This window comes from Sandaracinus amylolyticus (assembly GCF_000737325.1).
Taxonomy (GTDB): Bacteria; Myxococcota_A; Polyangia; order Polyangiales; family Sandaracinaceae; genus Sandaracinus; species Sandaracinus amylolyticus.
The window spans coordinates 7,437,822-7,451,024 of sequence record NZ_CP011125.1; the positions used below are offsets into that span (position 1 = coordinate 7,437,822).

A 13,203-nucleotide genomic window follows, 5' to 3' on the forward strand; every position below is an offset into this window, starting at 1 on the left:
CGCCGCGCATGCGGAAGACGTCGACACGCACGCTCCGGTCGCAAGCGGGAGACGCTCGACACGGTGAGCGAGCCGGCGTCATCGCAACGCACGGCAATCTCGGCGCCCGGAGCGATCCGTTGAGTGCCCGCTTCGAGCTCGCCGCGCGTTCGCCGCTCTCACGCGACTCAGCCGAGGCGACGGAACGACGAAGGCGGCGCCCCATCGAGAGAGCACCGCCTTCGTTCGTGAGTCAGCGATCGGTTAGGGGTTCGTGGCGCCCGGCGAAAGCGTCGGCGCGAACTCCCAATCGACCAGGGGAGTGTCGCGGTCACAGCCATCGGTGATGCGCTGGAGCGTGAGCGGATCGGTATTGCTGTCGGCTCCCGCCGGGCTCACGGCCGCTTCGGCGACGGTCCGCGGCGTTGCGTCGCCCATCAACGACATCATCGGGTTGGCACCCTCGTACGCAATCGCGTCCGCGATCGTGTTGCTCGACGTGTCGAGCAGGACCACCGCGTCGGGCGCACCGTTCTGCACGATATCGACGAGCGGGTCGGCAACCGCGATCAAGCGCGCGCCCGCGGCGATGGTCAGGCCGGTCGGCCCGACGACGACGAACCCGCCCGCGGGGATGGTGCCGTTGAGCATCACGCGGCGGTACTCGAGATCGTTGCTCCCGTTCACGAAGACGACGGCGTAGCTGCTGAGCGCGACATCCGATGCCGTCGGATTGTAGAGCTCGACATACTCCGCGTTGTCCGTGCCCACGTTGTCGTAGTCGACCTCGTTGATCACGAGGTGCGTCGCGAGCGCGCACGGCGCAGTGAGCATGAACGTCGCGGTGTTGTCCGCACTGCCGATCGCCGTGCCGCTCAGGTCCTCGACGCCGCTCACCGTGACCGTGTACGTCATCCCGGGCGTGAGCGCGCTCGTCGTGACGGTGACCTCGCGGTCCATCACCGTCGCGGCCGACGCGGTGACGCCACCGGTGAACGTGAACTGCGTTGCGACCGCAGTGACGCTCGCAGGGTCGATGTTGCGATCGAAGGTCACGATGACCTCGGTCACGCTTGCCGCGATCGCGCCGACGACGGTCGGCGCCGGGCAACCGCTCACCACGATCTCGGTGTCGCGATAGACGGACGGTTGAGCCACGTCGTTGAAGCGCCACATCGGGCCGGTCGCGGTGAAGTCGCACGTGTCGACGAGGTCGAGCTCGTCGGCGAGCGTCGCAGGAAGCCGCAGTCGCAGGTCAGCGTCGTCGCTCACGCCGGCGGTGTCGATTTGCGCCGCCTCATGGCCAGCGCCACTGAAGGCGGGATTGGCGGCGACAGTGCCGTTGAGGCGGACGAGCTCGCTCTCGTAGTCGTCGAGAGCGCTGACGAGGTCGGTCGCGCTCGAGACATCCTGGACTAGCGACGGGACATCGAAGCCGCTCGCGTCGACGCTCCAGCCGCTGATGGTCGCGACCTGACGACGCCCCTGCGATTCCGCGGCAGGAGTGATGCTCGTCGCCGTGAACGACACAACGTCGCCCACCTCGGGCGCGGGACTGAGCGTCGTCGGATCGACGGCCACGAAGATCGCCGGCCCGGTCTGCTGCGCCTGGACGAAGAATCCGGTGGGGTCCGTTGCGACGGTGGGCTTGAGATAGGTCACGACCGCTTCCTCGATCGCGAGGCTGAGCCCCGTGCCGGCCGCCGCGCGCACCGCACCGATCTGCGCCGACGTCGCTGCGGGATCGCTCAGCACGACTCCGCCGTCGGCCATGCCCGCATCGGTATCGCCGGCATCGGATCCGCCGCCGTCGCTCCCTGCATCGCCTTCGCCGCCGTCGACGTCGCCACCATCGACGTCGCCGGCGTCCTCACCGCCTGCGTCGAGGCCGGCGTCGTCCGTCGGCGTCGTTCCCGAGTCGGTGCGACCCGCGTCCGAGCGGCCTGCGTCGGCGCGGCCGCCGTCCACGTCACCACCACCATCGTCGTCGCCGCACGCGACGAGTGTCGTCGTCAGCGCGGCGACGACGAGCGCGGCACGAATCCACGTGCTTTTCACGAAAGTGCCTCCTGAAGAAGTTCGGCCAGAGTGGCACGACGACCGAGGAGCACAAGCGCCATCTGGGTGACCACGGGTGGACGCTCACGGGGTCGCGCCGCAGGATCGCGCGCGTGGATCGCCCCGACGAGCTCGACTGTCTGACGTGTGGCGCGTGCTGCCGCACCGGGCACGACGGGCGCATCCTCGTGCCCGCCGAGGACATCGTGCGCTGGCGGCGAAGCGGTCGCGACGACGTCGCGGAGCAGCTCCAGCCGGGGCACTTCGGCGAGATGGCGTTCGCGACGGACGACCACGGCGCGTGCGTGCACCTCGGCACGCCCGGCGCGCCGAACGCGTGCGCGATCTACGAGATCCGCGGGACCACGTGTCGCGAGTTCGAGCGCGGCAGCTGGCAGTGCCTCGAGTTCCGACGCGATCACGGGATCGATCCGCGCGCTTGACCGCTCCGGGTCGCACCGTCAGAGTGCGCCTCCGATGTCCCGCACGAGCCACATCCGCTTCGCGATGCGCCGTGCGAGCGACCTCTTCCCGAGCGCATGGCGTCCCGTCGCCGGCGGAGCCGTCGCTGACGGAATCGTCGCGAAGGACCCGTACGTCGCGGCCCGCGTGCCCGGGATCGATCGAGCCTCCCCCTAGAGCGCTCCACGATCCGAGAGAAGCACGAAGGCCGCGGCTCCGAGAGGACCCGCGGCCTTCTGCGTTTTCAGCCCTTCCCTTCTCGTTTTCTCCGGAGATTCGTCATGTCCAATCGTCATCGCCAGCTGCCCTGGAGAGAGAGACCCATGCTCGAGCTCGCACGGCTGTCGTGGCCGATCGCGATCTCGATGCTCTCGTTCGGTGTGATGACGCTGGTCGACACGCTCTTCGTCGGCCGGCTCGGTCCTTCGGCGCTCGCGGGCGTCGGGCTCGCAGGGACCGCGACGTTCGCGCTGCTGTGCTTCCCGATGGGCCTGCTGCGCGGCGTGAAAGTGCTCGTGTCGCAGTCGGTCGGCGCCGATCGACGCAGCGAGCTGGGCGCGCACCTCGGCGCCGGGCTCGCGCTCGCGATCGCGCTCGGGATCGCGACGCTCGTGCTCGGACAAGGGCTCGCGCAGCTCTTGCCGCACCTCGCCGCGTCGACCGCCGCGGGCGAGAACGCGCGCACGTACCTCGCGATCCGCGTGCTCGGCGCGCCGTTCGTGCTCGCGTTCGTCGCGCTGCGCGAGTTCCGCTACGGCGACGGCGACACGCGCTCGCCGATGGTCGCCGCGCTGGTCGGCAACGCCGCGAACATCGCGCTCAACTGGCTCATGGTGATCCAGCTGGGCTGGGGCGTGCGGGGCAGCGCGTGGGCCACGGTGATCGGTCACGGCGTCGAGCTCGGGGTCGTGATCGCGGCGCAGTCGCGCGACGGCTTCCCCATCTCGATCACGCGCGCACGTCACGCGCTCGCGCTGTGGCGCATCGGCGTGCCGACCGGGCTGCAGTTCCTGCTCGAGATGGGCAGCTTCGCGCTGCTGACGACGATCGTGTCGCTGCTCGGCGAGGTGCAGATGGCCGCGCACCAGATCGCGCTGCAGGTGATCCACTTCTCGTTCCTTCCGACGATCGCGCTCGGGGAAGCGGGCTCGGTGCTCGCCGGGCAAGCCGTCGGGGCGAACGAGGACGGGCTCGTGAAGCGCATCGCGCACGTCGGGCTCGTCGGCGCGGCGCTCTACACCGGCGCGTGCACGCTGATCTTCACGCTGCTCGGGGTGCCGATCATCGCGTGCTTCACCGACGACGTCGCGCTCGCGACGACCGCGCTCGGTCTGCTGCGCGTCGCTGCGTTCTTCCAGATCGCAGACGGCGCGGTGGTGGTCGCGCGCGGCGTGCTGCGCGGCGCGGGCGACGTGCGCGTGCCCGCGATGCTCGGCATCTGCACCGCGTGGCTCTGCACGCCGCCGCTCGCGTGGTTCCTCGGGCGCGAGCTCGGGCTCGGCGCGTTCGGCGGGTGGATCGGGCTCTGCACCGAGATCCTCGTGCTCGCGGTGCTCTGCTGGATCCGCGTGGAGAGCGGCGCGTGGAAGCCCCTGGCGGTCGAGTCGCGCGCGCGGCTCGAGCGCGAGGCGAAGGACGCGCCGTCGAGCGAGCCTGCGCTCGCGGCGTGAATCGATCAGTCCGCCGATCCGGCTCTCGGGCAGCGCACCGTGAGCCAGATCGGCGGGTGATCGCCCTCGGAGATCGTGTAGTAGCCGTCGCCGCGCGCGGTGAACGCGATCGCCTCGCCCTGCGGCTCGTCCGCGTGCGGAACGAGGAGCGCGGGGCGCGCGAGCGCGTCGGCCCAGCCTTCGTCGTCGTCGCGGCGCCACCACGAGACGTCTCGATAGGTGCGCACGATCAGCTCGCGTCCATCGGGCGACACGTCGGTGGCGGTGATCATGCTCGCGAGGTCGATCGTCGCGAGGAGCTCGAGCATGCGCACCTCGCCGCCCGCGAACGGCGCGCGCGCGACGAACACGTCGGACGCGCCGGCGTCCTCCTTGGCGAGCACGAGGAGATCGCCGCTCGCGGGGTCGATCGCGATCGCCTCCGCGTCGCGCGGACGATCGGGATAACGCAGCACGATCGTGTCGAACGCGAGCGGGCGCGCCGCTTCCTGCGCCTCCTGGCTCGGCAGGGGCTCGGGCTCGTCGACGCGCAGCACGACGACCGAGTCGCGCGCCGGGATGCGCCCGTTGCGCGCGCCGTTGTCGCCGACGTCGCCGATCCACAAGCGATCGGGCGCGTCGTCGATGACCTCGATCGCGACGTCTTCCCAGTCGCGGGCCGACGCGCCCTCGAGCACCCACTCGCCGCGCGACGCGCCGCCCGCCGCGTCGATCGCGAAGAGGCGCGGCCCGTCCCCCGAGTCGTTGTGGGCCCACAGCACGCCCGGGTGCGCCCGGCTCGCGACGATGCCCGACACCTCGTCGAGCGCCGCGTTCTGGACGTGCCCGGTCTCGTGCGGTGGGCCGTAGATCCCGCATTCCGCGGGTGATTCGACCGGTGCCTCGTGCGCCACGCCGGCCCCGCAGCCGGAGGCCGCGAGCGCGAGCGTGAGGATCCCGACGCGCATCGAGGCGCAGAATACCGCGGCGACCACGACGCGCTGCTAGACTCCGGCGCTTCTCTTCCAAGGGGTCGGGGATGCTTCGCTCACTCGGTCGTTCGTGGGGCGCGATCGTGATGCTGCCGCTGCTCGCGGCGTGCGGTAGCAAGACGACGGTGTGGACGCCGCAGGACGGCCCGCGCGTCGACGCGGGCACGTTCGACGCGAGCATCGTCCAGGACGCAGGCACCGACGGCGGCGGCGGCATCGTCGTGGACTGCGGGCGCAGCGAGCAGTTCACGACCGCGCGCCGCGCGATCACGCTCGAGGCGACCGCGACGAGCGACGTGATGATCGAGGCGCAGGGCTGGTCGCTCGTCAGCGCGCCCCCTGGCGCGTCCGCGACGAACGATCCGATGACGGGGCTCACGACGACGCTCACGCCCGACGTGCTCGGTGAGTTCGTGATGCGGTTCGCCGCGCGCGACGCGCTCGGTCGCAGCGCGACGTGCGAGGTGCGCGTGCAGGCGATCGTCGGTCCGCCGGTCGCGATCTGCCCCGAGGACGAGCTCGTGACCGCGCCGTCGGTGCCGCTGCTGATCGAGGGCGACGCGTTCGACGACGAGATGGTCGTCGAGGTGACGTGGTCGCAAGTCTCGGGCCCCGGGCCCGCGCTCCTGACGCCCGTCGCCGACGGCAGCCGCGCGATGGTCGAGTTCGAGGCCGACGTCGCGGGCGTGTACCGGCTCGCGCTCGAGGTGCGCGACGCCGACGGCGAGACCGATCGCTGCGAGATCGACGTGCGCGTGACCGCCCCGCCGATCGTCGACTGCGATCCCGCGACCGTGATGGCGCCGACGCGCCGCCCGGTGACGGTGCGCGCAAGCGCGACCGACGAGCGCATGGTGGTGAGCACGACGTGGGAGCTGATCGCGCGCCCCGACGCGAGCAGCGCGACGATCTCGCCGACGACGGGCCTCTCGACGACGATGACGCCCGATCGTCGGGGCGAGTACGAGCTGCGCTTCACCGCGACCGACGACGACGGGCTCTCCGCGAGCTGCGTGGTGACCGTGATCGGCACGCCCACGCCGCCGAGCGTGATGTGCCCCGCAGTGGTCGAGACCGTGCCGCTCACGCCGACCGAGATCGTCGGGAGCGCGGTCGACGACGGGACGATCCGCGCGTGGGCGTGGAGCGTCGAAGCGGTGCCGCCCGGCTCGCGTCCCGCCGCGCCCGCCCCCGCGAACGCGGCGCGCACGGTGTTCACGCCGGACCTCGCGGGCGAGTACTCGCTGCGCCTGCGCGTGACCGACGACGACGGGCAGACCGCCGAGTGCACCACGCTGGTGCGCGCGGTGAGCGGCGACGGCCTGCGCGTCGAGATGTTCTGGGACAGCAACGGCACCGACATGGACACGCACGTGCTGCAGCCCGGCGCGCGCGCGTGGTTCGACGGGACCGGCGACTGCTTCTACTCGAACTGCACGGGCATGCGGCTCATGTGGGGCGGCCCGGGCACCGACGACGATCCGCGCCTCGACATCGACGACACGAACGGGTTCGGGCCCGAGAACATCAACATCAGGCGGCCGGTGCCCGGCGTGTACCGCGTCGGCGTGCACGCGTTCAGCGGCTCGGGGCGCGTGACGGTGCGCATCTACTGCGCGGACTCGACCACGACGCCGCGCATGACGTTCGGCCCGGTGCTGATCGATCGCAATCGTTTGTGGCGCGTCGCCGACGTCGACGTGCGCGCGGCGGGATGCACGATCACGGACCTCGCGAGCGGCGGACGCCCGAACATCATCACGCGCGAGCAGGCGATGAGCGGTCCGTAGCGCGGGGGCCTGGGAAGTCGGGCAGGCGGACCGATCGTTTCCGCGACGTGCTCGCGCCGGCCATCTACAATTCGCGCGTGTCGTCGTTCCACAGGCCCTCGCTGATCGCCGCTGCGCTCGCCCTCGGCAGCGCAGCGTGCGGTGGCGGCGAGACCACCCGGCCCGATGGGCCCGGAGAGGCCACCGCGGCCGCCGCGCCGAGCGGTGGCAACCCCGCGTGCCCCGCGAGCGCCGATGCGCCTGCCGCGCTGCCGCGCGTGAACGACGACGAGCGCACGCTCGAGTACTGGCTCGCGCGCCACGCGGAGCTCGGCGATCTCGACGCGCCGCTGCTCGATGCGTCGGAGATCGAGGCGCAGAACGCTGCGGTCGCGAGCGGCGGCGAGGATCTCCCGTTCGCGCGGCGATCGCTCGCGGCGGCACCCTCGCGCGCGCTGATCGAGGGCGAGGTGCGCGAGCGGCTCGCGTTCATGCGCGAGCGCCTCGCGAGCGGCAGCTACGTCGATCCATCGGGCGCGCGCGTGGACGCGACGACGCTCGCGCGCTTCGACGCGCCCGCGTCGATCGACGTGCAGCCCGATCTGCGCGTCGCGGTCGAGCGCATCGCGCTGCGGTGTGGGCCGCAGGTCGCGCCGCTCTACTCGTCGCCCCCCGACGTCGCGTTCGATCGCAACGCGTGCAGCACGATCGAGCGGCAGGATCCCGTGCAGGTGCTCTCGCGCTGGCCCGGCGGGATGCTCCTCGTGCGCACGCGCTACGCGCTCGGATGGATCGCGCAGGACGCGCCGCTCTCGCCGTCCGTGCCCTCGACCGACGTCGCGCTGTGGACCGAGGGCGCGCGCGCGAGAGCGCGCGGCGGCATGACGCTGCGCGGCGAGAACGGCGACGCGATCGAGATCGATCCCGACGTGATCCTGCCGATCGATCCCGGCGACGCGCTGCGGGTGCGCTTCGCGACCCTTGCAGGAATGCAACGCAGCGTAGCGTTTTCGCAAGGGTCGATCGATCCGGTGCAGCGACCGCTCACGCGCCGCGCGTTCCTGACCGAAGCGTTCCGACACCTCGGGCGACCGTACGGATGGGGTGGGCGCGAGAACGGCGTGGACTGCTCGGAGCTCGTGATGGACGTGCTCGGCACGTTCGGCATCGAGATGCCGCGCCACAGCGCGCGCCAGGCGGAGGCGGGATCGTTCTCGATCACCATTCCGCCCGAGACGAGCGAGGCCGATCGACTGCGCCTGCTCGACGCCGCCGCGCGCCGCGGGATCGTGCTGCTGCACTTCCCGGGTCACACGATGATCTGGCTCGGTCGCACCACGAGCGGCGAGCCGCGCATCCTCCACTCGTTCGCGGAGTACCTCGAGCCGTGCAGCGGCGGCGGCGAGACGCTGCGGCGCGTGCATCGCGTGTCGATCACGGATCTCGAGCTCGGGCGCGGCACGTCGAGGCGCGCGTTCATCGAGCGGCTCGAGCGCATCGTGGTGCTCGGTCCGGGGCCTGGGCCGGAGCTCTCGGGCGTCGCGACGCTGCGGCCGGCGCGGCCCGTCGAGCCTCCGACCGACGGTGCGTGCAGCGACTCGGTGCACACGCGGATCTTCCAGAGCCCGGCGATGCCGCACTCGGGCGCGCCGCTGCGCTTCGTGATCACGAGCGGCGAGGATCTCGGCGCGGTCGATTTCGCGCTGCGCGATCCCAGCGGGCGCGTGGTGCGTCCCGAGAACGTGCATCGCCTCGGAGGCCCTCCGTGGACGTGGTGGGTCGAGATCCCGCAGCCCGAGGCCGGACGATGGACGATCGCGATCGGCGACGGCTCGCGCATCGCGGCGTGTGATCGCGTGACGGTCGCGCGCAACGCGCGTGATGCGTCGCAGGCGGTGCCGCTCCCGGTGGGCGCGGAGCGACGCGCGATGCGTCACGACGAGGCGATCTGGATCCCGCGATGGACGTGGGAGGCGGACACCGAGAACCTCTACGCCGCGTTCGTCGAGCAGCTCTTCGCGTACCCCGACGACGATCGCACCTGGCGCTCGCTCACCGAGCTCTTGCGCGACCGCGAGCACAACCTGCTCTTCGATCACCTCGGGCTCGGCGAGGAAGCGCGCATCGAGCTGCAGCCCGACTGCGCCGATCTGCCGTACTTCCTGCGGGCGTACTTCGCGTGGAAGCTGCGACTCCCGTTCGCGTTCCGGCGCTGCAGCCGCGGACGCGCCGGTCAGCCTCCGAGCTGCGGCGAGCCCGTGACCACGCTGATGCCACATCCGGGCGGCGACGACGTCGACGCGTTCCGCTTCTTCGTCGAGCGCAACCTGCGACCGGGCGTGCACTCGGCGAGCGGTCGCACCGCGCCGCTCGACGACGCGACCGATCTCTATCCGGTGCCGCTCACGCGCGAGGCGCTGCTGCCGGGCACCGTGTTCGCCGATCCGTACGGACACCTGCTCGTGATCGCGGCGTGGCGCCCGCAGGGCGCGAGCGGCGCGGGCGTGCTCGTCGGCGCGGACGCGCAGCCCGATGGCGTGATCGGACGCCGCACGTTCTGGCGCGGCACGTTCCTCTTCACGCCAGAGACGAACGACGTCGGCGCGGGGTTCAAGGCGTGGCGCCCCGTCGTGTACGACCGTCGCGCGAACACGTGGGCGACGCTGACGAACGAGGAGCTGCGCGCACGCCGCGGCACCGCGCGCGACGCGGGCCCGACGCCGTGGAGCGATCAGCAGTACACCGGGAGCGCCGACGAGTTCTACGGGCGCATGGAGGCGATCATCAATCCGCGCGCGCTCGATCCCGACGCGATGCAGCTCGCGCTGATCGACGCGCTCGAGGAGTCGGTGCGCCGTCGCGTGGTGAGCGTCGAGGTGCTCGAGGAGTGGCGGCAGACGCACCCGAGCACGATCATCCCGATGCCCGAGGGCACCGACATCTTCCTCACCGAAGGGCCCTGGGAGGACTTCAGCACTCCGTCGCGCGACATGCGCCTGCTCGTCGCGATCGACACGGTCGTGGGGTTCCCCGATGCGCTCCGACGCGATCCTTCGCGGTGGGGGCTGCGCGAGGGCGCGGAGCTCGACGCCGCGGTCGAGAGCGCGCGAGCGCGCATGCGCAGCGAGCTGGAGCGACGCAGCTTCTCGTACACCCGCAGCGACGGCGCGACGCAGACGCTCACGCTCGCGGAGCTCGTCGCGCGTGAGGACGGCATCGAGGTCGCGTGGAACCCGAACGACTGCGCGGAGCTGCGCTGGGGCGCGCCCGAGGGCTCGCCCGAGATGGCGAGCTGTCGCCGCCACGCACCGGCCGATCAGCGCGCGCGGATGCGCGTGATGCGCGCGTGGTTCGCGAACCGCCAGCGCCCCACGCGCTGAATGCTAGGGTCGGTGCGCCATGCGCATCGCGACCTGGAACGTGAACTCGCTGAACGCGCGGCTCGAGAAGGTCGAGTGGTGGCTCGATCGCGCGAAGCCCGACGTGCTCTTGATGCAAGAGACGAAGCTGAGCGACGACGCGGTGCCGCACGACGCGTTCCGCGCGCGCGGCTACGAGCTCGCGCATCACGGTGAAGGACGCTGGAACGGCGTCGCGATCGCGAGCCGCGTGGGGATCGAGGACGTGCTCACGAACTTCGGCGAGCCGCTGCGTCCTGCGAAGACGAGCGACGCGGGCGACGACGAGCCGCTCGCGGAGGCGCGCATGATCGCGGCGACGTGCGGCGGCGTGCGCGTCGTCTCGCTGTACGCGCCGAACGGTCGCTCGCTCGGTTCGCCGTTCTACGAAGCGAAGCTCGTGTGGCTCGCACGGCTCGAGCGATGGCTGCGCGAGCGCAACGATCCGAGCGCGCCGCTCGTGGTCGCGGGCGACTACAACGTCGCGCCCGACGACGCCGACGTGTGGGATCCCGCGGCGTGCCACGGCGGGACGCACGTCTCGGCACCGGAGCGCGACGCGATCGCGAGGCTGTGCGCGTGGGGCCTCGAGGACGCGTACCGCGCGAAGCACCCGGAGCGCGGTCGCTACTCGTGGTGGGACTACCGCGCGGGCATGTTCCACAAGAACTTCGGGATGCGCATCGACCTCGTGCTCGCGAGCGCGCCGGCGATGGCGCGGCTCGTCGCGAGCGAGATCGATCGCGAGGCGCGCAAGGGCAAGCCCACGCCCTCCGATCACGCGCCGGTCTTCGTCGATCTCGACACGCCGGGCGAGGCGATCGACGCGGGCTGGGAAGGCGCGGAGAAGCGCGTCGCCGCGCGCCTCAAGCGCTGACGGAACGAAGAAGGCCTCGGTCCCGCGCGAGGACCGAGGCCTTCGTGTGCGATCGCGATTTCGATCAGAGCGTGCGCATGAACGCGACCATGTCGGCGATCTGCGCCTCGCTCAGATCGCTCGTGCGCCCGTGGCGATCACCACCGCCGCACGCCTCGTCGAAGCGGCCGGTCAGGGTGAGCGCACAGCCCGAGTGCATCACCGGCGTCCGGTACTGCACGCCGACGAGCGAGGGCACCTGGAACGCGCCGCCGGTGCCGACGTCGACGGTCGCGTTGTTCGTGAGCAGCGCGCCCGAGTGGCAGGTCCCGCACTGCGCGGCGCCGTAGAAGAGCTCGCGACCGCGCTCGACCGCCGCTACGTCGGTCGGCGTCGAGTTCACCGGGCGCGGCAGCTCGTCGAGCCAGTGACCGAGCGCGTCGACCTGCACGGTGCGCAGCGCGGGGCCCTGCATGCGGCCCGTGAAGACCTCGTGCGTGAGGTGGTTCAGGTCCGTCATGTCGCCGTCCCAGTGGAACGGCTCGGTGCCGCGGAGGTCACCGTGCATCGCCGGGGTGCGGCGCGCGCCGATGTTGCCGAACGTCCAGATGCGGCCGTCCTCCTGGCCCTCGGGGTGGCACGACGCGCACGCGATGTGGCCGCCCGAGTTCGCGTGGAACACCGCGTGACCGGTGTCGTAGGTCGACGCGCCGCCGAGCGCGATGCGCTGGGTGCGCCCTTCGGTCGGCGAGATGAGCGCGAGCTGCGCGCCGCTGCCGTCGATCGCGTCGCGCGAGAGCACGACGAGCGTTCCGTCGTCCGTCCACGCCGCCGCCGTCGCGTTCGGGACGGGCTCGGTCAGGATCTCGGGGAACACGCACTGACCGGGCGCCGTGAACTCGAGGTTCACGCGGTTGTAGATGAAGACCGACTCGCCCGACTCGTTGCCCGCGGCGACGACGGCGACGTACTCGGCGCCGCTCGCGAGGCGCGGCGACATCGCGATGTCGACGGGGAGCGTCGCCCGCGCGAGGTCCGGGCCCTGCGTGACGTTGCCGGTCTCGGGATCGAAGAAGCTCACGCTCGAGTGCACGATGCTCGACTCGCAGCGACCACCGCCGCCGTAGCCGCCCGGCTCGGGCTGCACTTCCTGGCCGCTCGCGCGCTGGTGGACCATCGCGATGTCGTCGGGCGCGGCGGAGCCGTCAGGCGCGGTCTGCGCGGGCGCGCTGATCGTGCGCCACGCGACCGCGGGATCGAAGCGTCCCTCGCCGGCCGTGCCGGGCACGGGATCCATGAAGCCCGGCTCGACGAAGCCGCCGCCCAGCGCGCTCGAAGCCCAGGGGCGAAGCGGCGAGCCGACGAGCGCGCCCGCGTCGTCCACCTCGAGCAGCTCCGCCGCGCGGAAGCGCGAGACGAAGACGCGATCGCCGTGCACCACGACGTCGCGCAGATCCTGATCGAGCTGCACGGTCCGAATTGCTGCGCCGCCCTCGGGCGGGAGCGTCACGAGCTCACCGCCGCGACACGCGACGTGGATCTGGTCGTTCACGCCGTCGTACGCGAGGCCGCGCGGCATCGCGCAGACCGCGCGGCGCGTGCCCTCGTCGACGCGCTCGGGATCGAACGAGTAGATCTCGCCGGTGCCGCGGAGCACCACGTGGACGCGACCTTCCGCGTCCTCGGCGATGCGCGAGGGCTCGGCGCCCGGCGGGAGGTGCTCCGTCTGACCGAGGATCTGACGCGCGGTGAGGTCGACGACGAGGATGCGATCACGATCGGGATCCGCGACGACCGCGATGCGCGCGCTGCGGAGGACGTGCAGCGTGCCGCCGCTGATCGGCGGAGGCGTGTCGGCGAGCAACTGGGGCGCGCGACTCTCGACGCGAGGGTCCATGAAGAGCGAGCTGATCGCCGGCCCGCCGTCGACGGGATCCGGGAACGGCGTCGGATCGCCATCCGGTCCTGGGCCAGGGCAGCCCGCCAGCAGTGTCGCCAAACCGCCCGCCGTCCACCAACCGAGCTTTCGCATGACTCGAC

The 13,203-nt window shown here is 71.9% G+C and carries 8 protein-coding genes; 5 read left to right on the plus strand and 3 right to left on the minus strand.

Features of this window, described 5'->3' with window-relative positions; translation table 11 throughout:
• Window positions 1-243: 243 nt before the first annotated feature.
• On the minus strand, window positions 244-1,947 hold the full coding sequence (locus DB32_RS31485; RefSeq protein ID WP_157069608.1) for a lamin tail domain-containing protein: 1,704 nt from the start codon (window positions 1,945-1,947) through the stop codon (window positions 244-246).
• A gap of 203 nt (window positions 1,948-2,150) precedes the next feature.
• On the opposite strand from DB32_RS31485, the gene DB32_RS45815 reads away from it, so the two are divergent.
• Complete coding sequence (locus DB32_RS45815) at window positions 2,151-2,480, plus strand: YkgJ family cysteine cluster protein (RefSeq protein ID WP_053236353.1); 330 nt, start codon at window positions 2,151-2,153, stop codon at window positions 2,478-2,480.
• Window positions 2,481-2,822: 342 nt separating this feature from the next.
• Window positions 2,823-4,169: an MATE family efflux transporter gene (locus tag DB32_RS31495; protein WP_053236354.1), complete on the plus strand. Its 1,347-nt coding sequence runs from the start codon at window positions 2,823-2,825 to the stop codon at window positions 4,167-4,169.
• A gap of 5 nt (window positions 4,170-4,174) precedes the next feature.
• On the opposite strand, the gene DB32_RS31500 is transcribed toward DB32_RS31495, so the two are convergent.
• Complete coding sequence (locus DB32_RS31500) at window positions 4,175-5,116, minus strand: hypothetical protein (RefSeq protein ID WP_053236355.1); 942 nt, start codon at window positions 5,114-5,116, stop codon at window positions 4,175-4,177.
• Window positions 5,117-5,187: 71 nt separating this feature from the next.
• Here DB32_RS31500 and DB32_RS45820 point away from each other — a divergent pair, with 71 nt between their 5' ends.
• The 3 genes from DB32_RS45820 to DB32_RS31515 all read left to right on the plus strand — a co-directional run bounded on the left by DB32_RS45820 (window position 5,188) and on the right by DB32_RS31515 (window position 11,184).
• On the plus strand, window positions 5,188-6,930 hold the full coding sequence (locus DB32_RS45820; RefSeq protein ID WP_157069610.1) for a PKD domain-containing protein: 1,743 nt from the start codon (window positions 5,188-5,190) through the stop codon (window positions 6,928-6,930).
• 77 nt (window positions 6,931-7,007) lie between these two features.
• Entirely contained in the window at window positions 7,008-10,289 is a 3,282-nt protein-coding gene (locus DB32_RS31510; protein ID WP_053236357.1) for an NlpC/P60 family protein, read from the plus strand.
• A gap of 19 nt (window positions 10,290-10,308) precedes the next feature.
• Window positions 10,309-11,184: an exodeoxyribonuclease III gene (locus DB32_RS31515; RefSeq protein WP_075097675.1), complete on the plus strand. Its 876-nt coding sequence runs from the start codon at window positions 10,309-10,311 to the stop codon at window positions 11,182-11,184.
• A gap of 64 nt (window positions 11,185-11,248) precedes the next feature.
• Here DB32_RS31515 and DB32_RS31520 read toward each other — a convergent pair whose 3' ends face one another.
• Entirely contained in the window at window positions 11,249-13,195 is a 1,947-nt protein-coding gene (locus DB32_RS31520) for a c-type cytochrome (RefSeq protein ID WP_157069612.1), read from the minus strand.
• Window positions 13,196-13,203 lie beyond the last annotated feature (8 nt).

What these genes read in the sequence shown, in the direction of transcription:
- DB32_RS31495 (WP_053236354.1), top strand. Translation starts at nt 2,823, where the DNA reads ATGCTCGAGCTCGCACGGCTGTCGTGGCCGATCGCGATCTCGATGCTC.
- DB32_RS31500 (WP_053236355.1), bottom strand. Translation starts at nt 5,116, where the DNA reads ATGCGCGTCGGGATCCTCACGCTCGCGCTCGCGGCCTCCGGCTGCGGG.
- DB32_RS45820 (WP_157069610.1), top strand. Translation starts at nt 5,188, where the DNA reads ATGCTTCGCTCACTCGGTCGTTCGTGGGGCGCGATCGTGATGCTGCCG.
- DB32_RS31515 (WP_075097675.1), top strand. Translation starts at nt 10,309, where the DNA reads ATGCGCATCGCGACCTGGAACGTGAACTCGCTGAACGCGCGGCTCGAG.
- DB32_RS31520 (WP_157069612.1), bottom strand. Translation starts at nt 13,195, where the DNA reads ATGCGAAAGCTCGGTTGGTGGACGGCGGGCGGTTTGGCGACACTGCTG.